Origin of the sequence: Oribacterium sp. KHPX15 (genome assembly GCF_900107835.1) — a bacterium.
In the GTDB taxonomy this organism is placed as follows: domain Bacteria; phylum Bacillota; class Clostridia; order Lachnospirales; family Lachnospiraceae; genus Oribacterium.
The window spans coordinates 53,559-79,860 of record NZ_FNRG01000010.1 but is presented as its reverse complement, the minus strand read 5'-3'; the positions used below and the strand labels follow the sequence as shown (position 1 = coordinate 79,860).

General features: G+C 46.2%; 22 protein-coding genes. 3 read left to right on the top strand and 19 right to left on the bottom strand.

Annotated features, from left to right (window positions below; all coding sequences use genetic code 11):
* The first annotated feature begins 31 nt into the window (after nucleotides 1–31).
* The 3 genes from BLV86_RS08165 (at nucleotide 32) to BLV86_RS08155 (ending at nucleotide 3,591) form a co-directional block, all read left to right on the top strand.
* A complete protein-coding gene (locus BLV86_RS08165; RefSeq protein ID WP_090816180.1) occupies nucleotides 32–634 on the top strand; it encodes an ECF transporter S component in 603 nt (200 codons plus the stop codon).
* A gap of 224 nt (nucleotides 635–858) precedes the next feature.
* Nucleotides 859–1,635 carry an energy-coupling factor transporter transmembrane component T family protein gene (locus BLV86_RS08160; RefSeq protein ID WP_090816178.1) on the top strand — a complete coding sequence of 259 codons (777 nt, stop codon included), beginning with the start codon at nucleotides 859–861 and terminating at the stop codon, nucleotides 1,633–1,635.
* Between the two features lie 141 nt (nucleotides 1,636–1,776).
* Nucleotides 1,777–3,591: an ABC transporter ATP-binding protein gene (locus tag BLV86_RS08155; protein WP_090816176.1), complete on the top strand. Its 1,815-nt coding sequence runs from the start codon at nucleotides 1,777–1,779 to the stop codon at nucleotides 3,589–3,591.
* A 26-nt stretch (nucleotides 3,592–3,617) separates the two neighbouring features.
* On the opposite strand, the gene BLV86_RS08150 is transcribed toward BLV86_RS08155, so the two are convergent.
* The 19 genes from BLV86_RS08150 to BLV86_RS08060 all read right to left on the bottom strand — a co-directional run bounded on the left by BLV86_RS08150 (nucleotide 3,618) and on the right by BLV86_RS08060 (nucleotide 26,229).
* Nucleotides 3,618–4,232 carry a cytidylate kinase family protein gene (locus tag BLV86_RS08150; RefSeq protein WP_090816175.1) on the bottom strand — a complete coding sequence of 205 codons (615 nt, stop codon included), beginning with the start codon at nucleotides 4,230–4,232 and terminating at the stop codon, nucleotides 3,618–3,620.
* 93 nt (nucleotides 4,233–4,325) lie between these two features.
* Nucleotides 4,326–4,967, bottom strand: a complete 642-nt coding sequence (locus BLV86_RS08145; protein WP_031548004.1) for a trimeric intracellular cation channel family protein — start codon at nucleotides 4,965–4,967, stop codon at nucleotides 4,326–4,328.
* 103 nt (nucleotides 4,968–5,070) lie between these two features.
* The gene (locus BLV86_RS08140; protein ID WP_090816221.1) at nucleotides 5,071–6,567 is read right to left on the bottom strand and encodes an ATP-binding protein; all 1,497 of its coding nucleotides are present in this window, start codon (nucleotides 6,565–6,567) and stop codon (nucleotides 5,071–5,073) included.
* A 107-nt stretch (nucleotides 6,568–6,674) separates the two neighbouring features.
* On the bottom strand, nucleotides 6,675–8,312 hold the full coding sequence (locus BLV86_RS08135) for a vWA domain-containing protein (RefSeq protein WP_090816173.1): 1,638 nt from the start codon (nucleotides 8,310–8,312) through the stop codon (nucleotides 6,675–6,677).
* A 114-nt stretch (nucleotides 8,313–8,426) separates the two neighbouring features.
* Nucleotides 8,427–9,509, bottom strand: coding sequence for a leucine-rich repeat protein (locus BLV86_RS08130; RefSeq protein ID WP_090816171.1), 1,083 nt, complete (start codon nucleotides 9,507–9,509; stop codon nucleotides 8,427–8,429).
* 41 nt (nucleotides 9,510–9,550) lie between these two features.
* On the bottom strand, nucleotides 9,551–10,123 hold the full coding sequence (locus BLV86_RS08125) for a helix-turn-helix domain-containing protein (RefSeq protein ID WP_242873266.1): 573 nt from the start codon (nucleotides 10,121–10,123) through the stop codon (nucleotides 9,551–9,553).
* A gap of 29 nt (nucleotides 10,124–10,152) precedes the next feature.
* The gene (locus BLV86_RS08120; protein ID WP_090816170.1) at nucleotides 10,153–10,968 is read right to left on the bottom strand and encodes a hypothetical protein; all 816 of its coding nucleotides are present in this window, start codon (nucleotides 10,966–10,968) and stop codon (nucleotides 10,153–10,155) included.
* 265 nt (nucleotides 10,969–11,233) lie between these two features.
* Nucleotides 11,234–12,094 carry a GDSL-type esterase/lipase family protein gene (locus tag BLV86_RS08115; protein ID WP_090816168.1) on the bottom strand — a complete coding sequence of 287 codons (861 nt, stop codon included), beginning with the start codon at nucleotides 12,092–12,094 and terminating at the stop codon, nucleotides 11,234–11,236.
* Between the two features lie 235 nt (nucleotides 12,095–12,329).
* Entirely contained in the window at nucleotides 12,330–14,654 is a 2,325-nt protein-coding gene (gene lon, locus BLV86_RS08110) for an endopeptidase La (protein ID WP_090816166.1), read from the bottom strand.
* 167 nt (nucleotides 14,655–14,821) lie between these two features.
* Entirely contained in the window at nucleotides 14,822–15,877 is a 1,056-nt protein-coding gene (locus BLV86_RS08105) for an NAD(P)H-dependent flavin oxidoreductase (RefSeq protein WP_090816164.1), read from the bottom strand.
* A gap of 147 nt (nucleotides 15,878–16,024) precedes the next feature.
* Nucleotides 16,025–17,098 carry a hypothetical protein gene (locus tag BLV86_RS08100; protein WP_090816162.1) on the bottom strand — a complete coding sequence of 358 codons (1,074 nt, stop codon included), beginning with the start codon at nucleotides 17,096–17,098 and terminating at the stop codon, nucleotides 16,025–16,027.
* Between the two features lie 381 nt (nucleotides 17,099–17,479).
* Nucleotides 17,480–18,244, bottom strand: coding sequence for a LamB/YcsF family protein (locus BLV86_RS08095; protein ID WP_090816160.1), 765 nt, complete (start codon nucleotides 18,242–18,244; stop codon nucleotides 17,480–17,482).
* 206 nt (nucleotides 18,245–18,450) lie between these two features.
* Nucleotides 18,451–19,800: an acetyl-CoA carboxylase biotin carboxylase subunit gene (gene accC / locus BLV86_RS08090; protein ID WP_090816158.1), complete on the bottom strand. Its 1,350-nt coding sequence runs from the start codon at nucleotides 19,798–19,800 to the stop codon at nucleotides 18,451–18,453.
* Nucleotides 19,801–19,879: 79 nt separating this feature from the next.
* Nucleotides 19,880–20,374: an acetyl-CoA carboxylase biotin carboxyl carrier protein gene (gene accB, locus BLV86_RS08085; protein ID WP_090816156.1), complete on the bottom strand. Its 495-nt coding sequence runs from the start codon at nucleotides 20,372–20,374 to the stop codon at nucleotides 19,880–19,882.
* 164 nt (nucleotides 20,375–20,538) lie between these two features.
* A complete protein-coding gene (locus BLV86_RS08080) occupies nucleotides 20,539–21,549 on the bottom strand; it encodes a 5-oxoprolinase subunit C family protein (RefSeq protein ID WP_090816154.1) in 1,011 nt (336 codons plus the stop codon).
* Nucleotides 21,550–22,278 carry a 5-oxoprolinase subunit PxpB gene (pxpB, locus tag BLV86_RS08075; protein ID WP_090816152.1) on the bottom strand — a complete coding sequence of 243 codons (729 nt, stop codon included), beginning with the start codon at nucleotides 22,276–22,278 and terminating at the stop codon, nucleotides 21,550–21,552.
* A 211-nt stretch (nucleotides 22,279–22,489) separates the two neighbouring features.
* A complete protein-coding gene (locus BLV86_RS08070; RefSeq protein WP_090816217.1) occupies nucleotides 22,490–23,641 on the bottom strand; it encodes an NRAMP family divalent metal transporter in 1,152 nt (383 codons plus the stop codon).
* A 525-nt stretch (nucleotides 23,642–24,166) separates the two neighbouring features.
* On the bottom strand, nucleotides 24,167–25,120 hold the full coding sequence (locus BLV86_RS08065) for a ketopantoate reductase family protein (RefSeq protein WP_090816150.1): 954 nt from the start codon (nucleotides 25,118–25,120) through the stop codon (nucleotides 24,167–24,169).
* A 290-nt stretch (nucleotides 25,121–25,410) separates the two neighbouring features.
* The gene (locus BLV86_RS08060) at nucleotides 25,411–26,229 is read right to left on the bottom strand and encodes an SDR family oxidoreductase (RefSeq protein WP_090816149.1); all 819 of its coding nucleotides are present in this window, start codon (nucleotides 26,227–26,229) and stop codon (nucleotides 25,411–25,413) included.
* Between the last annotated feature and the right edge of the window lie 73 nt (nucleotides 26,230–26,302).

The window sequence follows — 26,302 nt, the reverse complement described above, 5'->3', positions numbered from 1 at the left end:
CTCATAATCAAAATAAAAGGGGCGTAATACTATGGGAAAATTATTTAAAACATCTTTTTCAACACCGGTGATCGTTTTGATTCCTGCCTGCATTGGCATAAATTATATCGGAAGACTTTTTGCCCAGGTCCTGAAGCTTCCACTGTGGCTTGATTCCATCGGAACCTGTATCGGAGCCATCCTGGGAGGCCCTGTCATCGGAGCCATCTGCGGAGCTTCCAACAATCTGATCTATGGTTTCACAACAGGCGACAACATTACCCTTATCTATGCTCTCGCATCAGTGGGCATCGGAATCGCTGTGGGCATCATGGCAAGGCTTGGCTTCATGACAACATTTACGAAGGCAATGATGACAGCCTGTGTGGGCGGTATTGCTGCAGTTATAGTTTCAACTCCGCTTAACATCGCATTCTGGGGCGGCACCACCGGTAATGTCTGGGGCGATGCGGTTTTCGCAGCAACTCAGTCTCAGGGCATCCCGGTATTTATCGGTTCACTCCTCGACGAGATTGTTGTTGATATTCCTGACAAACTCATCACCGGACTCATCGTATACCTCATCATAAGCAGGCTTCCGAAAAAGCTCACTGCACTTTTTGACGAAAACGAAATGCTTGAGTCCCTTGATTGATCATATTTTTTTGCTAAAATTAAACAGGACTTTGGAAACTGAGGCGGTCATGGGATTCATGACCGCCTTTCATTGCATAATGCCGCTTCTGTCCACAATTTTTTTAAGCGGAAGACACGTGACATTGAACTACTCTAAAAGAATCAATGATTCTTTCAACATAAAAACTTTTACGAAACCAGGATTTTTCCTTCTCGTGACGCTGTATTTCCTGAGAGGCAAACATGAAATCAATTTCTTTATATACAGACAATAACTCATGGATGACAAAGCTTCACCCTTTCACCAAGCTGTTTTACCTTGTCTCAGCCATACTCATACCTGTCATTTCCGGTCATCTTATGGTATATATCATGGCCGCCGCATTAAGCATTATCCTGCTGATGAGTGCCCGGGTGTTTCGGAAAGCACTGCCGCTCATAACATTTTCCTTCAGTATCCTGCTGACTATTTTCATCATTCAGGGACTTTTCTATAAGGATAATGCTTCCGTCCTTTTCACCCTCGGTCCCCTGACGTTTTACAAGGAAGGACTGCTGTACTCTTCCCGCATAGGACTGAATATCCTCAATATGCTACTTAGCTTTTCCATACTTGTCCTCACCACAAAGCCTTCGGAGCTTGTGGAAGAGCTTGAGAAAAAAGGGTTCAGCCCGAAGCTTGGATACGTCATCAATTCAGTATTCCAGATTGTGCCGGAAATGATGGGCACCATGGAAACCATATCCGATGCCCAAAGAAGCCGCGGCATGGAAACAGAAGGAAATCTTCTTACGAGAATAAAGGCATTTCTGCCCCTCATTTCTCCGGTAGTTATGTCTGCCCTCACTTCCACAAGAGAGCGTGCCATAGCACTGGAAGTAAGAGGCTTTGGCAGAGCATCAAAAAAGACATTTCTTTACAGGCACCCCTACAGAACACCGGATCACATCATAAAATGGGCTAGTATACTGAGTCTTGTGGGAGTTATCATCCGGAAGATCATTACTATTTTTAATTGAACCGACCGGACAGGCATCTGTATGTCCGATACAAAAAACACAAAATAATCATTTTCAAAGAAATCCACCTGTGACGGTTCCCGCCGGGGAGAACCGTCACAGGTGGATAAATAGAATTATCATTAAATAAAAGAAGCTGACATGTCATATATCGAAATCAAAAATCTGAAATATCGCTATCCGGGAGCAACAGAGCTTGCTCTTAATGATGTAAGTTTAAATATCGAAAAAGGAGAATTCATCGGTATAGCCGGTGAAAACGGTGCCGGAAAGAGCACCCTGTCCCAGGCTCTTCCCGGACTTATACCCCAATTCTATAAAGGTGCATACGGAGGTCAGGTTCTTATCGATGGGCTGAATGCAAAAACAACACCCACAAGTGAACTTTGTCAGAAGGCAGGACTTGTTTTCCAAAATCCCTTCAATCAGCTAAGCGGCGCCAAAGATACAGTTTATGATGAGGTGGGCTTCGGACTTCAGAATCTGGGCATAAATCCGGACCTGATCCGCTCACGCATTGAAAACGTGCTCCGGCGTTTTGGAATATGGGAATTCAGAGACAGAAATCCTTTTGACCTTTCAGGAGGCCAGCTTCAGCGCGTGGCCATCGCTTCAGTACTTGCCATGGAACCGGAGGTACTGATCCTTGACGAGCCCACCTCCCAGCTGGATCCCGCAGGTTCCGAAGAAGTATTCAGAACCGTTGACGAACTGACAAAATCCGGCATTACCATCATCATGATCGAGCAGAAGCTTGAAAAGCTTGCGGAATACTGTGACAGGATCGTCCTTCTTCATGAAGGAAAACTTGTGGCTTTTGATACCCCGGGAACGATTTTTTCAAGAAAGGATCTTTCGGACTATGGAATGTGCGCTCCCGCCTTTACGGAATTTGCAAGGAAGAACGCTCTGAGAAATGCTGACGGAATTTATCCTGTGACAAAAGCAGAGACACTGGCACTTATAAAAGAAGGTCAACTCGACACAGCGGAGCTTCTGAAGTCACTCAGGGACATGAGCTACGGAGCACCGGACATTACCATGTCACCAAAGGCTCCGGCAACAAACAATTTGGAGCCAAACAGTCCTGCATCCTCAAATTCCCCGGCAATAAACAATCCGGAATCATGTGATACTTCTCCGGATGTTAAAAAAGAAAAAGCCGTTTCAGAAGGACAATCCCTGACCGGAAGAAGTCAGGAAACCTTTACCGTTTCTGACCTTCACTTCTCTTATGTCGCAGGAACTGAAGTTTTTAAAGGCCTGAATCTCGATTTTGACATGAGATCCACTGCCATCATCGGCCAGAACGGCGCAGGAAAGACAACCCTTGTGCGCATACTGAAGGGACTCCTGAAACCCGACAGCGGATCCCTCACCTTCCGGGGACAGAACCTGGGCAGCAAAACAGTAGCAGAACTTGCAAAGCAGGTGGGCTATGTTTTCCAGAATCCCGATGACCAGATCTTCAAGTACACCGTAATTGAAGAGGTAATGTTTGGACCGCTTAACATAGGAATGACAAAAGAAGAAGCCGAGGCTCATGCTCACGACGCTTTAAAAATCGTAGGACTTGATGACTTTTGCCAAAAGAACCCCTACGACCTTGAGCTGTCCGACAGAAAACTGGTTGCCATCGCTTCAGTCCTTGCCATGAACCCGGACGTCCTGATCCTGGATGAACCCACCATCGCCCAGGACCACAGAGGCAAAGAAAAAATAAAAGAAATCATCCGGTCCGAAGCCTCAAAAGGCAAACTCGTCATCGCCATCCTCCACGACATGGACTTCGTAGCAGACACCTTCGACCGAGTCATCGCCATGGCCCACGGCGAAGTCCTCCTTGACGGCAGCCCCGAAGAAATCTTCACCCGTGGTGATATTCTTGAAAAGGCCTCCCTCGCGCCACCACACCTCATTTCACTGATGAACGAACTATCCTCAAGAAATCAATAAATATTAAGCCGGGGCATATGCCCCGGCTAATCCTTCGAGTACATGATCCTAAGGTCGCACCTCGCCTCTACGCCCATGCGCTCGATGTAGATATCCGTCTTCGGAATCCATTTGTCGATGTAGTCATCAAGCTCGGAAGTGCCCTCCCGGTCGATAACATTCTCAATCTGCTGCTGATGCTCCACATCCATGAAAATCTTCAAGTCATATGGATCTCCAAAGTATGGATTCATACAATACGTACCCTCAACGATATTGACCCTCTTCGGCACCATATCCCTCGCGTACTTTGCGTCAAAATCCATCGTATGATAATTAAAAGGCCTGTAGTGCACCACATCGCGCCTCTCAATCACATCAAGCACCTCCCGCTTGAAACGCTCGTAGTCAACATTACCCCCGACCTCCTGCAAACGCTCCCTGGTCCTCTGATGACTCTGAAGGTAAAAATCATCCATGTGAAAAAGATTTCCGCCAAACTTCCCATGAAGATACTTCGCTATTGTAGTTTTTCCGGCTCCGGTACGCCCATCTATGGCAATGATGAGACAATCATCTCCACTCCTGATAAGCTTCTCTATCGCAAGAACCGCAGTAAGGAATCTCTCCCTGTCCTTTGTCTGCTTCTGTTTACTATTCATCACATTACCGTCTGTTCGATCTTAAAAATTCTTCCAATCCACTTCCCTGAAGGATCAATGTCGCAGCATTAATATAATACCTCGATACAGATCCTAATGATTAACCCGGGGAAGATTCCACTTAAAAATGATAGCCGCAGATCTGAGTACTACAATAGAGATAAATCCCAGCACCATGGATATACGTATATCACCTGTTACATGATATACCAGAATCAGAATAATGTCTCCTGCTATCGCCGCCAGTGCATATATATGCTTTATGAAAACATATGGCATATTGGCGCACATTATATCTCTAAGTACACCTCCTCCAACTCCGGTAACAAGTCCGAGAAATACCAGAAGAAAACTGTTGTCTCCGAATCCGGCATACATACCGACTCTCAGACCATCTACAGCGAATGCCGCCAACCCCAAAGTATCAAAACAAACCAGTGATATGTTATAAGCTCTTCGAACTTTTTCAGGTTTAGACTTATTCATGCAGGCATTCAGGAATATAACATTGGCAGTAACAATGGACACTATGACATAAAATGGATTCTTGAACATATTGGGAGGAGTATTTCCTATCACGATATCACGGAACAGTCCGCCTCCACAGGCTGTTGTCACTGCAAGAACATTAACACCGAAAATATCCATCTTCTTTTCTATTCCCACAACTGCACCGGAAATCGCAAATGCCACGGTTCCTATAAGGTCAAATATAGCAATAAGTGACAGTTCCATCACAATACCTCCAAAATCCGCGGGAACAATGCCCCGCGGATTCTTTCATTTTATAGTATTTTAAATACTATAACTCTTCATATTCTTTTTAACGATATACTCATCAGATTTCCATCACCTTCATGACTTCATCTCTGAGCTTCGCCCTCTGATCCTTTAAAAGCAGATACTGATTGTACTTGTAGTATGCATCATTTCCACACTCGGAGATGAACTTAAGGGAATAGAATCCTGCGTTGAGATCACTAAGGAAAATGACAAGCTCCTGTCCTTCCCCAAAGGTCTTATTTATAAATTCAAAGGCATTAGTCAGGTGATCCCCTGTGGTCCTGACAGCCCCGGTTCTGGCTGCTTCCCTCTCAGTAAACCACTGCTTTGCCACTGCGAAAAGCTCTGCATCGTCACCTCCTGAAAGAGTCAGCTTCTCCTCCAGCTCTTCAAGAGCCAGAAGTATCTTTTTCTGAATCCTTTCCTGATAGCGGCTGAGCATATGTGCCTTGATATTTCTTTCCATCTGAAGCTTCAGGAAGTCATGATTGGTTCTTAGGATGTCAAGAAGGCCGCCTTCCGCCTCCTTCAGCTTCTTCACCTCCGCGAACACCTCTCTCTGAATGTCGAGGTTCTCCGCATACTTCCGGAACTCCCGGTTCAGGGTCTCAATCATAAGACCAAGGAGTGAAAGCTTCTCATCAAAAGGTGCCGTCACGATAGCACGCACATCCTTCGGAAATTCCCCCGCAAGGATCGACGGAACCTGATAGGTAACGCGGTACTTATTGTAAAGCTCATAATAAGTTGCAAAATCCCTTGCTATCTCCGGGTCGCCAATGTACTCTGCCACCAGATCTCTCGTCACCGGCAGCTCCATATCCTCATAAACCTTGATGATACGGCTCAGATCTTCCCATCCTCTGGCTGTGACGAAATGCTTCCCTTCTACCCCGGCCTTCACCGAATAGAACTTGTCCTTCTTTATCTCAAGGTATGCAAGGATAGCCCCACACACCTCCATCTTATAAGCATATTCCTTCCATACCTTGAAGTCCTCCAGGATGTCGATCCGCTTCACACGGTCAAGGGTCACAATGTCGAAATCCCTCACGGACTTATTGTACTCCGGCGGATTACCCGCAGTCACGATAACAAAACCCTCCGGCACCCGGTGGGAACCAAAGGTCTTGTACTGCAAGAACTGCAGCATGGTGGGTGCCAATGTCTCCGACACGCAGTTAATCTCATCCAGGAACAGTATTCCCTCCTTCACACCGGAACGCTCAATCTGGTCATAGATCGACGCAATGATCTCGGACATGGTGTACTCCGTAACCGAATACTCCTCCCCGCCGTAATTCTTTTTACTTATATAAGGAAGACCTATTGCAGACTGTCTGGTATGGTGCGTAATGGTATAGGACACTAGGTTAATGTTCAGCTCCTCCGCAATCTGCTCCATGATGGCAGTTTTTCCTATTCCGGGAGGCCCCATGAGGAGCACCGGTCTCTGCTTTTCCACCGGAATCCTGTAGCCTCCGGTCTCATCCTTCATAAGATAAGCTTTTACTGTATTTACAACTTCCTGTTTCGCTTCTTTGATGTTCATATCAACCTCTGTCAGATTTTTTACACGCACCTGGTCTTCATTCGCTCTTCTGCGTGTCATATACTAATTCCAACTCATTTGAAGACTAATACCAAAAACAAATGGCTTTATTCCTTCAAATAAAGCTTCATCGCCCAGTCCGGCACATCTTTATCATTTATATCCGCCAGCGGATCAAATACAAATGCCGTGTCATAATCCGGCGCCTTTTCCGGAAACTCCCCGTAACCATCGGTAAAGTAGAGCATTCCTTTCATATCCGGAAGCTCTCTCTTTTTCCGAAGCTCCTCCACGTAGTTAAAGGCCGGCCTGAAATCCGTGCCATATCCACCCCGGATCTGAAAGCTCTCCGCATACTCTTCAATCTCCTCAGGCTTCTGTAGAGTCACATCCTTTTGAACCTGATCATCGCACTCTACTATATGGACTCTTATCTGCTTGAAAAAACTTGTCCTGTTCCTGAGGAGCGCCGCAGTTTCATTAAGAAATTTCTGGACCTGTTCCTGCTTAGTGGAGGCCGAAGTATCGATAACGATGACCAGATCTGATATCCTTCTGTTCTCGCAAAATTCGTTTTCCTCAATAAGCGGCATGTTTCCGTAGACCTCCATGCCGTAATTGTAATATCCGTAGTCAAAGCTCTCCGGATCTACTCTGGTTTCCTCCCTAACAACCGTGAGCTTTCTGAGGAACTCCCTGAAATCCGTCTCCTTTCGGTACTGCGCTGAAAGCACCCAGGCGAGACTTCCCGTCTCATCCCCTGCTTCAGCCCCAAAGGTTTCAAGCTCTGTCTTAAGTCTCTCAGCCGTATCCTTCCAGTTCTCGTCAAGCTCCTCCATCGGAATCTGCTGAAGCGGCGCACCGCCACCGGAATTCTCCGGGCTTCGCTCTTCAATATCCTCTCCGAGAGGAGACCCATCCCCGGAGCCACCATTTCCATCGGGCCCCGAATCACCCGACTGTGACTGACCGCTTTTGTCATCCTGCTTCATCCCACTGCCTGCCTCAGCCTGATCTTCCCCGGAATTGTCCTTACCCTCCGGTTTTTCCGAACCGGAGCCATCATCTGACTGATGTGAGCCATCTGCGTCCCCGTCGTCAGCATTATCACCGGCGGCACCTGTGGGCGGCTTCATATCCTCCGGAATCTCAGGAGGCTGCCCGGCCTCAGGGTCCTTGCTGTCATCTTCCAGCCGTTTCCAGAACTGATGGTCGCACCTGTAAAACTCATGCTGAAGCTTCAGCTTTGTATCTATATCGAGATTGATGCTCTTAAGGTAATGATAAATCCTCTCCGCCGTCAGCACCTTGCACTCAGCCTTAAGCTTCTCGTACCACTCCTCCCGAAACGGATACGCCGGACGGTTAATGATGTCATAATCCATGGAATCCAGCACTGACTCCACCTGTATATCCGACGCCAGGTCCCAAAGCTCCTTATCCTCATACTGGTCCGATGTGAACATATGCCTGAAGATGCAGTGCAGCACGATGTGAAGATACAGCCTGCAAAGCTTCTGGGGGCTCTCTATAAAAAGATGGAACACGAAGCTCGGATTATAATGTATAGTCCTTGCATCCGTCCCCATCCTCTGGGTATTAAGGTCCAATGTATATCCCAGGCTGTCCAGCGCCCTCCCCATAAATCTCATGGCAAGATACAGCTCGGTCCTTGATTCCGCAAGTATTCTGTTTCCAAAATCCATAAGGTCCCGGTGGGACTTCATTAATTTCTGATCTGCCATAAATCCACCATGAATATTATTTGTCCATTGATCTTTTATTCTTATAAAATACAAGCTTCCTAAAGCTGTTGGTTCTTCACCTTGATCACGGTATCATTTTAAGATTCCGGTATTTTATAACTCAAATGTTTCAGGTCCCGTGGCCGGTCCCCCTGCTGCACCGCTTTTGAAATGACGGTTCTGATAATCCATGATAAGCGCCGAGATGAGCACCGCTCCCTCCCGTGAAGCCGCCTCCAGTGCCGGAGCGATAGCCTCCTCTGAAATCAGTTCCTCTTCCACCAGAAACCTGATCCTTTCATCTGTTCTCCTGCTATCCTGAGGTATCCAGATAAGCTCCCCTTCATGTCCGAAGCGGGGCGCCTTCTGCCCCTGAATCAACCTCGGCAAAATCTCAGGGCTGTGACTCCTCAGATACTCACGATACTGCTCTCTATAATCATCGGAAAGTCTCCATGGATACATAAGTCTTCCGAAGGCAGCATTAACCGCACTGGCAGGCTCGTCATAGGTAAACCTCTGAAACTGCCTGTCATACCCGGAAAAATCAATCTCTGTTCTCGTCACCAGCTGCCTCGTGTTGTACCCGGAACCCTCGATATGCTCATGAAAAGCCCGGCTGAAGGTGTCCTCCTCGTAATTATCCGCATAGGACGGAAACGTAAGCGCCGCCGTCACCATAGTCCTCCGGCTAATGCTCCCGTCCGGATTCTCAATCTCCTCCCGCCTAAGCGTTCTCTCCGGCAGCTTATCCAAAACCTCATCTGCCCTCAGATGCTCCTCATCCACAGGAAAATGAATCAGCACCGGAATCATGGCATCACTGTCGCCAACGATTTCCTTCAAAAGCCTGAAGCTCCCCGTCTGATTAAAGGTAACGTCAATTTCCTGCAGCTCCTGGCACTGACGAAAGGCGCCGTCATAATAATCCACCACGCTGTCCGAAAGCTTCACGTAATGAAGATGATGGCAGTTGTGAAAAGCATAGGGCCGAAGCCTTTTCACTTTATCAGTGAGAGTCACGGTCTCAATATCATCCCTTGACGCAAAGGCTCTGTTGTTGATTTCTTCAACAGGAATCCCAGCATCGCCATCTATATATTCAGGCACAAAAAGCGCCCGTACATTCCCTTCATAACCTGTAACGGACGCAAACTTTAAATCCTTTTCTGTCTTTATTTCATATGTTAATGACATTTAAAAATTCCTTTATGTATAATACCACAATGATGAAATTTCTATAAATTCGTGTCTTGTCTGTCCTTTCTTTTTATATCCAGCCAGAAAAAATCTTCTGCCATCCTGCCCTGTGTCTTTTCAACTATCAGCATGGGATCATAAAACGGAAGATCCAATGCCTCCAACTGGATTTTCATCTTGTCTCTGGTTCTCGGAAAGCATCTTTCCTCCAAAAAATCCTGATAGTCCTTATAGGTGGGTTCTGTTATGACTCCAAAGGCTCTGAACTGATTATTATCCGTATAATTTTTGATCTTAACGGTTTCTTCACGGTCGTCCACATCTATTACAGTACAAAGATCCTTTTTGTACATATATAGAATACGTAAAGGTGTTGTCTGAGGTGGTACTTCGTATTGCTTCGGAATACCGGTGTCCTCTGTTACCAGCCTGAGCAGTACAACTATAGGACCGGTCACATTGACCTTCCCGCTCTCCCAGTGTTCAACCGTTTTTCGGGATACGTTGCAAAAATCCGCAAATTCCTGCTGAGTCATATTCACCATTTTTCTTACTGTCTTTATCTCATCTCCGGTCATTTCCGGTGCAAATGCATATTGAATAGCAGCCACAGTAATCCCCCCTCTGAAGTCCCTAAATTTTAGGACTTCTCAAACAGATACACATATTTTCTCATCTGTTCATAAATAATAGTTTCGATACGCTTTTTTACCACGTCCGGATAAAAAGCTTCCTCTTCCAAAACATTTCTGACATCACTTTTGCTGAATGAAAACCTTAGTTTGTCTCCCCAAAGGTTTGATACTGCCTCCATTTGCTCCTCAAAACATTGAGAAATAGTTTTAGAATGAACGGAATCCATCATCTCATAAATGTCTCCGTCCATGGGATAATCAAGACTTGTATCTGACAGCAAAGCAGCCCCTTGATCAAAAAATGGACATACCCGATACTGTCTGTTTTTGTCCAGAACGACTGCTATGTTATGAAGATGCCGATCTTCATTCAGGAAAAAACCATCAATTGTTAAAAGCTTACAGAGATACTCACCAAATCCTGAAATTCCCGTAAGTTTCTCAACTGTATCCACCAGGAATTTCGCCCTGTCTTCAACTGAAGAAAGATGATATACCTCTTCGTAAAAACTTGATCCATATTGTTTCCTATATAATCGTTCTAGGGTTATCAGCTGTCCGGATTCTCCCAGAAAATCCCGGCTTTTACACCCAAGATAATCTTTGTTTTTGTAGTGTATTTGCTCAGTTTCATACAAAACAAACTCCTCGGTATGGAGATTACTGAGTGTCATCAGCCTGGATACTACATATTCAGAAATCCCCTCATAACCGGTATAATCCGCCTTGTACCAGATACCATCCTGTTTCCATTTCAGCTGATTACCCTTAGAGGATTGACGTTCTTGTATATAAAGATTTTTTGAAAGAAGTTCGATCATTCTACCCTCCTCTATAAACTCATATTTTTCGCCGTTTATTTCCAACACACAGATGCAGATCTAATTGGCTTCATTCCACAGCTTTGATATATCAAATATACCCTAAATTTTAGGGTGTTTCAAATACTTTGACATAACCTCATAAATCATTTATACAAACACGTCATTAGAAGCCTCCATTCTGCAAAGCAAAGATATCTTCTTTTAAACGGTAATGCACTATTGAAAAACGGGAGCGGACTTCTCCGCTCCCGTCTCTCTTTCTTTAATTATAAATTCCTGTGGTTTCGTAGTTCGGATGCTTTGCCAAAAGCTCATCGATATAAGGCTTATATTCTATATCCCTTTGCTCTTTCGCTGCCTTGGCAGTAGCGTAAAGTACGTTGTTTTCCTGCTGAACCTCGGAAGGCATGGTCTCTTCCGGCGCGTAGATATATTCGGCACCGTTTTTCATCTCACCGGTAACCTCTCCCTTTACAGCGGACGCCACAAGCTGTGCCAGCTTTTCATAGAAAGCTCCTGTCATATGGACCTTATCTTCCATGTAGTACTCAGGATGACCGACAGCAAGATTATAACTGTCAATGACAGTTGCCCCGAATCTTGCGGCAACCTTCTGCACAGGTTCCAAAGAATTCCGCTGAAGTCCGAAATAATAATCCCTTGTCTCAGGAGGAATGATGAAGAAAATCTTATGCTTCTTGTTGCTCATGAGATAAGTATTTACAACCTTTGCATACTGGTTTTCAAAGTACTTAGCTGTCCAGTCATACGCGCGGATGTCATTGGTACCAAACATAAATATAAGAATGTCCCCATCATAAGCCACACTGTCACGATACATAGGTGTGTCAATATACTCCAGGGTCCCATCATCAATAACATAAGAAGATGTATATCCGAAATTCTTCACCTCATAATCAAATCCCAACATTTTCTGAAGCTGTGCCGGATACGATTCTCCCGAGTTCTCAAGAAGATATCCCCTTGTAAGAGAATCTCCCATACACGCCACCTTCGTTGCGGCAAAAGACGTAACAGAACAGCCCATCACCATCACTGCCGCCAGTGCCAATGCCGGCACCATTACAGCCTTTTTGAGTCCTAAAGTTATATTATTAATCATATCTCTCTTTTAACCTTTCATCTATAAAACTCTGTTTTTTCAGCCGTAATATCTGACACAAATGCACATCTAACCGGCTATTTATCAATCTATAACTTCACCACTATTTTAATTAACCAATGCACTTAAAACAAGTCTGCATATTCTGAAACTGTATTACAAATAAATGAATTTATAAAAGAGATCTTAGTTTTTGTAAATAGGTTGGCAAAGTAAATTTTTCACGCGGTTAGCTTTATTCCATGATTCCCACAGCCCTGAGCACATCCTCAACATACTCCACAGGCACTATCTCCAGCTTGTCCTTTACTTCAGTTGCCACATCCCGGAGGTCTTCAACATTATCCTTAGGGATAAACACCTTTGTGACTCCGGCGCGTTCCGCTGCCATGAGCTTCTCCGGAAGACCGCCGATGGCATTGACTGTACCCTCAAGAGAAATCTCGCCGGTCATACCGATGTGCGGCGAAACCGGATGTCCTGTAACAAGGGATGCTAATGCTGTCGTCATGGTGATACCCGCAGAAGGTCCGTCCTTCGGAGTTGAGCCGTCCGGCACGTGAATGTGCAGGTCATTCTCCTTGAACTTAGAAGCAAGCTCCGGGAATCTCGCCTTAACCACCGACAATGCTATCTGAACCGACTCCTTCATTACATCGCCAAGCTGGCCTGTAACATTGAGCTTTCCTTCACCCTTTGTAAACAGAGTCTCGATATAAAGGATTTCACCGCCCACCTGGGTCCATGCAAGACCGGTAACAACTCCCGGCTTCGCCTCATCCTTCACCTTGTTGTGAGTCAGGGCGTGCATGTCGAGATATTCTCTCAGCTCGTCCTTTGTAACGATGATATTTGGTTCAGTTTTTTCAGGCGTCTCTTCGTCCGAAACATTAGCCTCCGGAACCCCGTTCTCTCTCACGAACTTCACCGCAGCGATACGGCACAGGGTATCCAGTCTCTTCTTGAGGCCTCTGACACCACCTTCACGGGTATAATCGGAAATGATGGTCTCCATGGCTTCATCGGTAACCTTAACATCGCCGCTCTGAAGTCCCACTGAGCTAAGTGCCTTCGGAAGCAGATGTTTCTCCGCAATCTGGAACTTCTCAAGGGGTGTGTAGCCCTGGAACTGGATAACCTCCATACGGTTAAGAAGCGGTGCCGGAATAGTGTCCAGAGTGTTGGCTGTACAAATGAAAAGCACGTCACTGAGATCGTAAGGCACATTCATGTAGTGATCCGTGAAAGTATTGTTCTGCTCCGGATCAAGAACCTCCAGAAGGGCACTTGCAGGGTCGCCGTTGTAGGAGCTTGAAAGCTTATCGATCTCGTCAAGTACCATGACAGGATTGGAAACTCCCGCCTTGCTGATACCGTCCATGATACGTCCCGGCATGGCACCGATATAAGTACGTCTGTGACCTCTGATGTCAGCCTCATCCTTAACACCGCCGAGAGAAACTCTCACATACTTTCTGTGAAGAGCCTTTGCAATGGACTTACCTATGGAAGTCTTACCTGTACCCGGCGCACCCACAAATACGATGATGGAACCTGACTGCTTTCTCTTAAGGTTCATTACCGCGATCTGCTGAATGATTCTTTCCTTTACCTTCTTCATTCCGAAGTGTTCTTCACTAAGAACCTTCTCCGCTTCATCAAGGTCTATAAGCTCAGGCTGCTCCTTTTTCCATGAAAGTCCGGTAACAAAATCAAGATAATCATAAAGCATACCCGACTCAGAGGAATGTTCACCGTCATTCTTCAATCTGTTGAGCACTTTTGTAGCTTCACGTCTTGCTTCCTCGTTCATCTCGGATTCCTGTATCTTCAGTTCAAACTTACGAACCTCAGTCACCTGCTCCGGATGCATTTCATCCAGCTCCTTCTGGAGATAGTCGATCTGCTTCTTAAGGGCATTCTCCTTGTAAAGCTTCTGATAATCCTGCTGCTGGGCAGTGTGGGCATCCGTAGTAACCTTGGTCACCTCCGCATACTCATAGATGATCTTCTCCAGAGCCTCAAATCTTTCTTTTTCGGAATCCATTTCGAGAACGGCGTAACGTTCCTCATTTGTGATGGAGATCCAGGAACTGAGAACCGAAGCCGCTTCTTCTATAGAAGTATACTGATCGATATAGTTCTCCATGATGGAACCCCAGCGGAATCTGGACAAAAGCTCCTTAAGATCCGTCTTTATCTCATAAAGCTTTTGTCTTGCTTCGTTAATGTTCAGATCCTTTATATCCTCACGAACCGAAGTTTCTACGAAAATCTCATGATTTTCATTGATGGCGATTTCGTTTACATTGATACGTCTTCCGGTTTTAATGATTACATATCCCTCTCCGCTGATCTCCTCGATCTTTCCCTCAACGCCGATGGGATAAAAGCTGTCCTCAGTTATCTCTTCCCGGGTCTGCTGTTCCTTCATGATAAGGAGTGTGACATCATCCCCCTGATAAACATTGTTGCCGGCAATGGCACGGAAAGCCTGAGTCTGAAAATAAATATTTGAATTCGGTAAAACCAGAACATTATAAAGTGGCAATACTTTCATAAATAACACCCTCCTTTGTTAGCAATCAATTAAATTGAGTGCTAATGATTTAGAAAAGAATAACACCGGCGTAAACCGGTGTCAATCCATCATGCCTTTGTTAACAAAAAGTTTAGAATTCAACCGGGGACGGTTCTCGCGGGCGGGACCTGTCCCCGGTGGATAACTTAGAAACCAAGTTCCTTTACAAGCTCCGGAACAGTGGTCATACCTGTCAACTTACCGACATTGGAACCTGTGAAGAAAAGGCCTTCCTCATAATTCCCCTTAACAGCCTCAATGAGTGCCTTGGTGATACAGTAAGGCACCTGTGCGGGATTACAGGTCTTGATACATCTTGAGCAGTGAGTGGGTGCAATCCTTCCGATGGACTCCAGGCGCTTAATAAGCGGAGTCGCAACTGCTCTTCCGGGCATTCCCACAGGACTGTGGATAATGTGAACCTCTTTGGGGTCAGCATTAATAAGAGTATCCTTATATGCCTGTGAAGCATCGCATTCCTCAGTGGCGATAAATCTTGTAGCCATCTGAACACCTGCTGCCCCAAGATCCTGAACTTCCTCTATATCAGACTTGTCCCATATGCCTCCTGCAGCAAAGATCGGAATCTTTCTGCCTATAGCTTCCTCATAAGGCTTCACTGCCTCAACAAGATTCCTGAGAATCTCCGTAACCGACTGGCAGGTTCCCTCCAAAAGCTCCTTTTCCTTAAATCCGAGATGACCTCCGGCTTTAGGTCCCTCAAGAACTACAAAGTCAGGGAATCTGTGGTAATTCCTTTCCCAGGACTTTGCTATAACCTTGAATGCTCTGTCACTTGAAACGATAGGAGCGATAAGAGCCTTTCCCTCAGGAACAAACTCAGGAAGATCCAAAGGAAGTCCTGCTCCCGAAATAACCGCATCGATGCCGCTCTCAACCGCTGTCTTTACAGCCTCAGCATACTGCTGTGTAGCCACCATGGCATTGATGGCAACCATTCCAATCCCCTGAGATATCTCTTTGGCTTTCTGAATCTCCTTCTTAAGAGCCCGAAGATTTGCCTCCTCAGGATTCTTCATGAAATCATCTTCCCTGTATCCGCAATCCGCAGTACTGATGCAGCCGATGCCTCCGCACTTTGCAACAGCCCCCGCCAGCTTCTCCAGCGAAACACCAACACCCATTCCTCCCTGAATAAGAGGAATCTTCAACTCTCTTCCATGTATAGATAACAATGCCATACCACTCCTTAAAGCCATTCTCTAAATATTTTTAGCTAAAATAATTTAATGATTATCACATAATATTAAATTCATTGCCGAAAGAAGTCAAATTAATTTTACACACAAAAAGCAGGGGAGCTCAGCTCCCCTGCTCATTCATCATTTTTACTTCACGAGATTAAGCCCGTACATCTTGAGCCTGTAATCATTATCTATAAGAAGATACTCATTCTTATCCGTAAGTCTGCACAGAATCTCTGCCAGTCTTTCATCAATCATGATCTTCCAGTCCGCGCCAATAACCTCATCCTTTTCAGGATCATCGAGAGAAAAGCAGTCCAGGAGCATTTTGTCCCTTGTGTATTCTCTTCCAACCCAGTACTCACGGGAATCAGTATTTAAATTATCATAAGCCTCGATATAAAAATCCTGACCCATATCGTACTTAACATAATTATGGAAATCCGAAGCCTCCACAACTCTGGTCCTGCAGTAACCGCGAACATCAAGGCATCTCAGCACATCATATATGTAACTGCACACCTCTCTCCGGTCATTTCTTCTTACCTCTACTTCACTGTCTTCCAATGTTTCGCCATCAGATTCCATAATCGGAGTCCTCATCCTTGTCTCACCGGAAACCTTATCCCTTGAAGCCTGTCCAAATCCCGCATTGAAATCTCCGGATGCAGGCTTATGATAACCACCGGAAAAGAATGAATCCTTACCACCGGAAAAGCCCTCGTTAAATTCCTTTGATTCACGGGAAACGAATGCCTCTTCCCTGTCCGGAGCATCTACATAAAATCTTTCATTATGTATCTTGTTTCCAACAACTCTGTATGTATCATCTTCCTGCTGCTGGAATATTGCGTAGAGCTGAATGCTTCTCTGCTGGAAAATCTGACCTATATCATAATAGTAGAAAACCTTACCGTTAGTTTCGTCATTAGATATATAAGAATAGGTATTGTTCTCTATATCATCATCACCTGTATAGGCGACGCTGACTGCTCCGTTAAAATCTATGAAGCAAACTGCAATTCTTTTGAAAGGATAAACAAACTTCCCGTGTCTTGACTTCCTGACAAGAACTCTGAGAACGTCCTCAATAAAATCAGCAGATGGCTTGCCATTCTTGCTGTGTATCTCGATACCTTCCGCAAATGCAGTCCTTCCACCCAAAACTCCACAATCCTCGAAAGTTATAGGGTGCACATGTAAATATATATCAATCATCCTTGATTTCTCCCATTCTCTGCTGCGATCCTTCGCAGCCAACATAATCATCCTTAATAAGTACCGCTCTTGTCCCTAAGAGCTTTGCAAAGATTACTACCGCCCACATCCCATAGGGCATCCGCAATTTTTCTTCGCTAAATATTGTATCGGCACAAAATCAAAAAACTTTATCTTTTTAACAACAAAACTTTTTTCGTACTTATAAAAAAACAATGAACACCCGTCGAAAGACTTTTCCGATGGGTGTTCTGAGTTTTATTTCCTATTATTTTTCTGATTTACACCGGTTTCAAATATTACCGGCAGACGTAGATTTTCATATGCATTAAGCTTATTCCGGAGTCCGAAATCGTCTTTTGGTACTCAAATCGTTATTTATCAAAGGAACTCTGCCAGAGGCTTGATCTCTATGCCATCCTTTGTAAGTCCTTCACGAAGCTTACGGACAAATTCCAGGGCCTTCACCCCGTCTCCATGTACACATATGGAATCCACCGTAATATCTATGTCCTTTCCGGTTATGGCGGTGACCTTCTGCTCCTTCACCATGCGAATCACGCGGTTTAATGCCTCGTTCTCGTCCGTTATCATTGCCCCGGGCTTTTTACGGTTAACCAGAGTTCCGTCCTCTTCATAAGCCCTGTCGGCAAATACCTCTGCCGCAGCCCGGAGCCCCATGGCCTTTGCAGCCTTATAGAGCTCTCCTGAAGGAAGCGCCATAACTATAAGCTCCGGATCATAATCCTTTATGGCCTTACAGATATCCTCTGACATTGCAGGATCCTTTGCCGCCATATTATAGAAGGCACCGTGAGGCTTTACATGCTGAAGCTTCATCCCCTGTGCCTTCAGAAAAGCATCGAGAGCACCTATCTGGTAAAGAGTGTAATCATAAGCTTCATCATCGGAAACCACCATGTTGCGGCGTCCGAAGCCCATGAGGTCAGGGTATCCCGGATGTGCTCCCACCCTGATACCGGCAGCCTTTGCCGCCTCTATAGTTTTATGCATAACCGTAGGATCCGAAGCATGAAATCCGCAGGCAACATTGGCACTTGTTATAAGCGGGATTATCTCGCTGTCCATCCCCAATGTATAGCGCCCGAAGCTCTCTCCTAAATCACTGTTTAAATCTACCCGCATCTTTTTCTCTCCTCCACTATTGTTTCATCCGGCACCTGGGAATCCGGTTTTCGGATTTTGGACCACTGACTCCGTCCCCCCGGGACTATCAGGAATCCGGGTTTAGAATCATGGACCACTGACCCCGTCCCCCGGGTCCACCCGAAATCCGGGTTTAGAATCATGAACCACTAACCCCGTCCCCCGGGTCCATTTCGGGGCGGGAGTCATCTTCCGCCCTTTACAAAAAGCTCGATGAACCCAGTGTCTGCCTTTCCTTCACAGAAGGTGGGATTGTTCATGATCTTGTACTGGAAATCCAGATTAGTATCAACCCCCATGATGAGGGTCTCGTCAAGTGCCGCTTTCATCTTCATTATAGCAGAAGCTCTGTCGGGAGCATGAACTATGATCTTTGCGATCATGGAGTCGTATTCCGAAGGTATGGTATAGCCTGTATAGACAGCGCTATCCACTCTGACGCCGTTTCCTCCGGGAAGCAGCAGATTCGTGATCTTTCCGGGGCTCGGCATGAAATGCTTCTCGGGGATCTCGGCATTGACACGACACTCTATGGTATGACCTTTGAGTACGATGTCCTCCTGTCTGAAGCTAAGCTTCTCCCCGGCAGCAACTCTTATCTGCTCCACCAGAAGATCCGTTCCGGTTTCCATTTCCGTAACACCGTGCTCAACCTGAATACGGGTATTCATCTCCATGAAATAGTACTCCCCGCTCTGATCCACGATGAACTCAATGGTACCGGCACTGTTGTAGCCCACAGTCTTAGCTGCCAGTGCAGCATCCCGGTACATCCGTTCCCTGGTCTCATCGCTGATTGCAGGTGACGGCGACTCCTCTATAAGCTTCTGATGATTACGCTGTACCGAACAGTCACGTTCCCCCAGGGTCACAACATTACCGAACTTATCCCCAATGAGCTGGACCTCTACGTGACGCGGATGAACCACCAGCTTCTCGATATACATGGTATCATCGCCGAAGGCATTGGCGGACTCACGCTGGGCAGTGTTAAAGGCATCCTCGAAATCCTCAGGCGTGAAGCATTCACGCATGCCTCTTCCTCCGCCGCCGGAGCTTGCCTTTATCATCACCGGAAAGCCAATCTTCTCCGCTTCCTTCATGGCAAGCGCCGCATCAAAAACCGGTTCCTTAGTTCCCGGCACCACCGGCACCCCTGCCGCCATCATCATTTTTCTGGCAGCGGATTTGTTTCCCATTTTGTCGATGATATCCGCATCCGGTCCGATAAAAACAATGTTGTTTTCCGCGCACTTCCTCGCAAACTCGCTGTTCTCGGACAGAAAACCGTAACCCGGATGTATCGCCTCGCACTCCATATTTATCGCGGCAGAAATGATGGCATCAATGTTCAGATAGGAATCCCTTGCAGGTCCCTCACCGATGCACACCCTCATATCCGCAAGACGCACATGAAGCGCATTTTTATCTTCCTTTGAGTACACCGCAACAGAAGCAATGCCCATGTCCCGGAGCGCTCTGATGACCCGCACGGCGATCTCGCCGCGGTTCGCGATCAAAACTCTTTTAAACATCTAAATCTCCATTCCGCCACCTTTTTGGGCGGCACAAACAGTGATGAAAGTATCGACTGTCCTTAGGACTCCCGCCGGATCAGATCTTCTTAACTCTGAAAAGCGGCTGTCCGTACTCAACCTTCTGCTCATTGGAAACCAGCACTGCCTCGATCTCGCAGTCATAGTCTGCGGTGATTTCATTCATCATCTTCATGGCTTCAACTATGCAGACAGTCTCTCCCGCTTTAACCTTGTCTCCAACCTTAACATAAGCCGGGATCTCCGGGCCTGCTGCGGAGTAAAAGGTTCCTACTATAGGAGAGGTAATGTTTACCTCCGTCTCATCATCCACTGCTCCGAGAGCTGCAGTCTGCCCTCCTGCCGAAAACGCCTGACTGCCTGCTGCATTACCGGAAACCATAACCGGTGTTCCCGCTGCGCCCTGATACATCACCGCCTGTGCAGCGCCGCAGTCCCTGATGCCTGTCTTACTCATGGAGATCTTGAAATCCCCGTCCTTTATGGAAATGGTATCGAGAGTTGAGCCCTCCAGTATCTTTACCAGTCCTTCTATCTTCTCTAAATCAATCATAGGTATCCCCTTCCATTCGTTCCACTATCTACTGATTCCGACTAAATCTTTCCCGATCATATTACTGCCCACCGGTGCAATACTCCTCATTCCTTGCCGGACAGGAAAGATAATCCCGGAATTTCAGTCTTCAAACAGCTTCTCCGGCCTCTTTACAATAAATCTCACTCTTCAAACAGCCTCTCCAGTCTCTTGGCGGTGAGCCTCACCTCCAGAACCTCCTTGCAAGGCTTATGGATGCGGTTTCTGAACTCCTGATACTCATGCTCCTGCACCTTCAGAAGATGCTGGGCCTCCTCAACCGTAATCTTTTGAAACCTTATTTTGTCATCTATACGTCTCTGCGCCACCTTCGGAAGATCCACGGTTGCAACGGTTCCGATCTTCGCATACCCACCGGCAGTCTGATGATCCGCCAGCAGTATGATGGGCTTTCCGTGAGCCGGCACCTGGATGGCTCCGAGAGCTATGCCGTCAGAGATAATGTCTGAGCCCGCCTTGCTTTCCACAAAAGGTCCGTCCAGTCTCACGCCCATTCTGTCAAAATTACTTGAAATGGTGAATTCGCTGTTCAAAAAAGTGTCCAGTCCCTTCGCCGAGAATGCCTCCGCCTGGGGTCCCATCACAACCCTCACGGTGACAGCATTATCATCAAACTCATGAAGCGGCAGTGTTCTCGAAAGGAAATACGGGAGATACTTTCTTCTTTTGATTCTGGTGGAAATGTAGTCTCCGTCCCTTAACTTTCTTCCCTTGAAACCACCGATACCGCACTTTAGATTCGTACTTCTGGAACCCATGACCACGGGAACCTGAAGGTAATTTGAAAACGCTATATAGCAGGTTCTTCCGGTTCTTGCGGAGCCCACCTTCAGCACATCGCCCTTCTTAACATAGATGGCGGTGTACATGGGCACCGGGTCATCATTAAGCTCAGGACGGAAATCTCCGCCTGTGATTGCTATGATCTGGTCTGACGTAAACTCCAGGGTCGGACCGATAAGTGTACACTCGAGAACTGCCTCATTTTCAGGATTGTCCAACAGAAGATTTGCGATCCTGAAGGAACGCGGATCCATAACGCCGCTTACATTGAAGCCCTGGCTCTGGTATCCATATCTTCCGAAGTCCTGAACCGTGGTAAGCAGTCCTCCCTTTAAAACTCTGAATCCCATTTAGTCCTCCCCTTCATGCACTGTGACTTCGTAGGTACCTGCCTCTACGGCTGCTTTGATCTCTAGGTACTTCTCTTCAGTCACAGGCACAAATCTTATGTAATCGCCGGCTTCCACCAGAATTGGTGTTTCTCTGTCCGGATCATAGGTCTTAACAGGTGTCATACCCATGAGCTGCCATCCTCCGGGAGAGTCCATAGGATAAATTCCCGTCTGGGAGCCGCCAATGCCTACAGAGCCGGCCGGTATCCTGACTCTCGGTGACGCAAGTCTCGGTGTATGTATCTTTTCATCCAGACCTCCCAGATAGGTAAAACCCGGCAAAAATCCCAACATATATATAAGGTAATCCTTACTGCTGTGGATCTTAATGACTTCCTCCTCACTTATTCCCGCATGCTCCGCAATGGCACCTAGGTCAGGGCCATAGGTTCCGCCGTAAACCACCGGGATTTCCCAGACCTTCTTTTTCCCTGCCTCCGAGTGGGATTCCATACGGACTATGGACTCCACTCTCTTGTAAAGAGCCTCATAGCTTATTACCAGAGGATTGTAATTAATAAGAAGAGAACAGTAGGTGGGTATCATGTCAATGATACCGGAAATCTGCTGTGCCCTGATGAGCTTTGCAGCCGCAGCGATTTTCTGATTGACCTCCGGACTTATGACCTGCTCGAACTGTATAAGCAGCGAGGCATCTCCCTCCGGCACTATTTTGATGTTCTGCATAAATGCTCCTATACTGACAAACACGATCTGTCGCCGTTTCCGGATGAACCGGGGACTTGTTTTCGTGTTTTCCCTGAATGTTTCTTTATATATAGTTAATGCTCATGTGGGGTAAGCCACATGAGCACTAACTTTTAAACCACATGGTTTATTGTATCATGATTTGATTATCTGATGTTTTCAGGACTGCGCCTTTCACATCTTCTCAATATCAGGCAAACAGTTTGCTGAAGTTTCCGAGTGCTGTGATACCAACATAAGCTGAAATTATAACTACCAGTACTCCGAGAACCAGGAGAACCTTAGGATGCTTGTAATCAGCGCCCATGATGGACTTCTTCTGTGAAGCTACAAGTGAGATTCCGAGAGATATAGGAAGGATAAGTCCGTTAACGGCACCTGCTATGATAAGGAGAGCCGCCGGTGAACCGGAGATGATCATTACCAGTGTTGAAACTGCGATGAATCCGATTACCCATAAATTCTCATGATCTGAAATTCCCTTGTTGAAGGTCTTCAGGAAGGATACTGATGTATAAGCTGCACCGATAACTGATGTAACTGCTGCGCAGAGAAGAACCAGACCTGCGAAACGATATCCTAACTGACCTGCTCCCTGACGGAATGCATCTGCTGCAGGGTTTGAGCTGTCAAGTGTTGCTCCGTTTACCACTACGCCGAGTACTGCAAGGAAAAGGAATACTCTTACAAGTGCTGCAATGAAGATACCTGTAACTGAGCTCTTTGTAACCTCTGCGAGCTTATCCTTACCTGTCATGCCTGCATCGATAAGTCTGTGTGCACCTGAGAAGGTGATATATCCTCCGACTGTTCCGCCGAGAAGTGTAAGGATCGCAGGGAAAAGCGGTGCGTAGCCTGTTGAAGGTGCGAAAGTATTGACAACCGCATCACCTACAGGTGGCTTTACGATCAGGATGACGATGAAGATAACTGCGATCATAACGCCGCCCAGAATCTTAACCAGTGTATCCATAACACCCTTGGCATTCTTAGAAAGGAATACTCCGATGGCGATGGCACCTGTCAGTACGTAGCCCACTGTTGTGGGAATTCCAAGAAGTGTGTTGAATCCAAGTGCTCCGCCGCCGACATTACCGATGTTGAAAACCAGACCGCCCAGAACGATAAGTCCTGACAAGAAATATCCGAGACCCGGAAGGACTTTATTTGCGATGTCCTGTCCTCTTAAGCCTGTTGCGCAAAGCACGCGCCAGATGTTGAGCTGTGCTATAGCCGCAAGTACAACCGATGCCAGGATAACGAATCCGAAGCTTGCCTGATGCTGACCTGTAAAGGATGAAGTCTGTGTCAGGAATCCGGGTCCGATAGCACTGGTGGCCATCAGGAATGCTGCACCGAGAAGTGCTCCGCTGCTCTTCTTTGTCTTTACATCTGCACCTGCAAATGCCTTTGAATCTGCGTCGAGTTCAGCAGCTACAGCCATGGAAACGTTTTTGTTGTCGTTCATATTAAGTCCCCCTCCGTTAATTTTATTATTGGTTCGGTAGATTCTATAACCTTTAAGTTTCTGTCCACTGTGTCCCGGATCATCCGGCACTACTCAAACGATATTTAAAGACATAATTAAGGACACAGCACCAGTTTTTCGAGACGTTTTTTGGTCTTAAAAAGTTATGTATCTGCGAAACGCTTTAAGTTATGGTTATATGATAATGGCGCCCGAACATAAAATCAAGGGTTTTTCGCAGATTATTTTAGAAATATTTTATTTTCATAAACTGTAGGAATATGAGACATGTTCATTCGTGTCTGATTTATGTTTAACGTTTTAACTATAATATGTATAGGTTATTCCTATTATTTCGCATTAAAAAAACTCCGGTCTACTGACCGGAGCCCTTAATGCTCAAATATTTCCGCCATATGAATTTATGATTTCGGAAAGCTCTTTGTGATATCGTTTCGCATATGGTACGTCGATGCCGAACTTGTCAGCCTTTCGGATAACGGCGCCGAGGAAGGCATCGAGCTCTGTTGGCCTTTTGGCGTCTACATCTCTTCTCATGGAGGAGGTGGCATCGTAGGGCTGATTCTCCATGCAGTAATCATATTTTGAAGCGGCTGTGCCTTCGGGAATGTTTACACCTTCTGCACGGCCGACTGCCTCGGCTTCTTTCATGAGTTCCGCAAGGTCGCTGCACCACTCATCGTTTTCGCGGATCTTTCCGGAGGTGGTCTGATACCTGGAGGTCATAACATTGAAACCGCAGTTAAGGATAAACTTCTGCCATACTTCCGACATGATATCGTCAGTGTACCTTACGTCGAAGCCCACGCTTTTGAACAGCTCATAAACCTTTTTGGAAGCCTCAACGTGGCGCTCGTCTCTCAACTTTGAGCCGATAAAAATGTGAGTATACTTTCCTGACTGCTTAACGGAATAGTCAGGCTCTTTTGAAGTTATGGTATAGATAAGGGAGTCGATGCAGATGGCTTCCGGGAATTTTTCTCTGATCCTGTCTCCGGGCTCAACTCCGTTCATCACAGGCATGACTATGGTGTCAGGTCCGATGCATGGACGTACCTGCTCGCATATCTGATCTATGGAATAGTTCTTGCAGCATATAAAAACGAAGTCCTGCACCGGCAGCTCATCTCCACGTTCCACCACTGCCGCAGGATGCATAATGCTGTCGCCGTAAAACTCGCTCTTAAATATCAGGCCTTTTTCCCTGAGAGTCTCAGCATGCTTTCCTCTTGCGATCAATGTGATGTTATCTTCATATTTTCTTCCCAGCATGGCTGCGATCTGTCCGCCCACAGCCCCGATTCCCGCTACTGTAATCTTGCAATTCTCCATTGTTTTATGCCTTCCCTTTTCAAGTAATATTTCTATTCTGTTAACGCTGATTTTTGAGTTTAAATACCTGAAAATCAGATGTAAATCCGATCAGCTCTATATGTCTACGAGCTTACACCACATGATTTGATATGAAAAGTAATAACGCCCTATTAAAGCATTGAATTTTCGGAATATCAGCTATTAGGTTTTTTTGATGCCTTTTTTACTTTGATACGCTTACTTATGCGTCTGTAAGTTACGTATGCATCTGTAAGTCACATATCATATTTTAAATTTCCACGATCTCTTTAGCCGGTTTTGTTTTTCTTCTTAATCCTGTGTATCTGTGGTCTCAATACTATCTCCGGAACGCAGGCCCCCTCCCGGACCGAAAGTGCATATTCCACCGCATCTGCTACGTCCTCCGGCTCAAGATGCGCATCCGGCTGTTCATCTGTTCCGAAATCCGCATTCCTGTAAAGCGCCGTATCCGTCATATCCGGAAGTATGGCAGTCACCCCGACACCGTATTTCCTTGCTTCATCAAAGAGGCTTCTGCTGAAGCTCATGAGTCCCGCCTTTGTGGCACCGTAGGCAACTCCGTGGGGATTACTGGAAATGGCGGTGACAGAGGAAATGTTGATGATATTACCCTTATTCTCCTTAAGATTACGAAGAAGCTGCTGCGTCAGGATCATGGGAACCTCAAGATTTACCCTGACCATTTCGCTGATCTTCTCGGGATTCAACTCCTCATGCAGCCCATAGTAGGCAACCCCGGCATTGTTCACCAGAAGAGAAAGCTGCCTGTCGGTTTCTTTCGTGATATTCCTGATAACTTCCAAAAGCTTGCCCGTATCTCTTAAATCGCACACCACAGGATGGAAGCACCCGTATCCACATAATTCGGTGCCAATGTCTTCTCCGCAGCATCTCCCGTCAGCCGAATTCATCTTAGAATCATCCGAAACGCCACATGCCACATTTTCCTTGAGAAACAGTCCGAAATCCCGTCCAAAGCCATATACCTCGTAACCCATCCTGACAAGGCGTTCAGATATCGCCTTTCCTATCCCCGAGGACGCTCCGGTCACGATTGCTATTTTACTGTTAGAAACATCACTCATAACAAAACACCTTTTTACACTTCTGATTTCAATTATATAAACTCAGAAATATTGTTATCCGGCTAAAAAATAA

Bases quoted from the DNA above. Each gene is read 5' to 3' on its own strand.
- BLV86_RS08165 (WP_090816180.1), top strand. From the start codon at position 32: ATGGGAAAATTATTTAAAACATCTTTTTCAACACCGGTGATCGTTTTG.
- BLV86_RS08160 (WP_090816178.1), top strand. From the start codon at position 859: ATGAAATCAATTTCTTTATATACAGACAATAACTCATGGATGACAAAG.
- BLV86_RS08155 (WP_090816176.1), top strand. From the start codon at position 1,777: ATGTCATATATCGAAATCAAAAATCTGAAATATCGCTATCCGGGAGCA.
- BLV86_RS08150 (WP_090816175.1), bottom strand. From the start codon at position 4,232: ATGAATAGTAAACAGAAGCAGACAAAGGACAGGGAGAGATTCCTTACT.
- BLV86_RS08145 (WP_031548004.1), bottom strand. From the start codon at position 4,967: ATGGAACTGTCACTTATTGCTATATTTGACCTTATAGGAACCGTGGCA.
- BLV86_RS08140 (WP_090816221.1), bottom strand. From the start codon at position 6,567: ATGAACATCAAAGAAGCGAAACAGGAAGTTGTAAATACAGTAAAAGCT.
- BLV86_RS08135 (WP_090816173.1), bottom strand. From the start codon at position 8,312: ATGGCAGATCAGAAATTAATGAAGTCCCACCGGGACCTTATGGATTTT.
- BLV86_RS08130 (WP_090816171.1), bottom strand. From the start codon at position 9,509: ATGTCATTAACATATGAAATAAAGACAGAAAAGGATTTAAAGTTTGCG.
- BLV86_RS08120 (WP_090816170.1), bottom strand. From the start codon at position 10,968: ATGATCGAACTTCTTTCAAAAAATCTTTATATACAAGAACGTCAATCC.
- BLV86_RS08115 (WP_090816168.1), bottom strand. From the start codon at position 12,094: ATGATTAATAATATAACTTTAGGACTCAAAAAGGCTGTAATGGTGCCG.
- lon (WP_090816166.1), bottom strand. From the start codon at position 14,654: ATGAAAGTATTGCCACTTTATAATGTTCTGGTTTTACCGAATTCAAAT.
- BLV86_RS08105 (WP_090816164.1), bottom strand. From the start codon at position 15,877: ATGGCATTGTTATCTATACATGGAAGAGAGTTGAAGATTCCTCTTATT.
- BLV86_RS08100 (WP_090816162.1), bottom strand. From the start codon at position 17,098: ATGATTGATATATATTTACATGTGCACCCTATAACTTTCGAGGATTGT.
- BLV86_RS08095 (WP_090816160.1), bottom strand. From the start codon at position 18,244: ATGCGGGTAGATTTAAACAGTGATTTAGGAGAGAGCTTCGGGCGCTAT.
- accC (WP_090816158.1), bottom strand. From the start codon at position 19,800: ATGTTTAAAAGAGTTTTGATCGCGAACCGCGGCGAGATCGCCGTGCGG.
- accB (WP_090816156.1), bottom strand. From the start codon at position 20,374: ATGATTGATTTAGAGAAGATAGAAGGACTGGTAAAGATACTGGAGGGC.
- BLV86_RS08080 (WP_090816154.1), bottom strand. From the start codon at position 21,549: ATGGGATTCAGAGTTTTAAAGGGAGGACTGCTTACCACGGTTCAGGAC.
- pxpB (WP_090816152.1), bottom strand. From the start codon at position 22,278: ATGCAGAACATCAAAATAGTGCCGGAGGGAGATGCCTCGCTGCTTATA.
- BLV86_RS08070 (WP_090816217.1), bottom strand. From the start codon at position 23,641: ATGGCCACCAGTGCTATCGGACCCGGATTCCTGACACAGACTTCATCC.
- BLV86_RS08065 (WP_090816150.1), bottom strand. From the start codon at position 25,120: ATGGAGAATTGCAAGATTACAGTAGCGGGAATCGGGGCTGTGGGCGGA.
- BLV86_RS08060 (WP_090816149.1), bottom strand. From the start codon at position 26,229: ATGAGTGATGTTTCTAACAGTAAAATAGCAATCGTGACCGGAGCGTCC.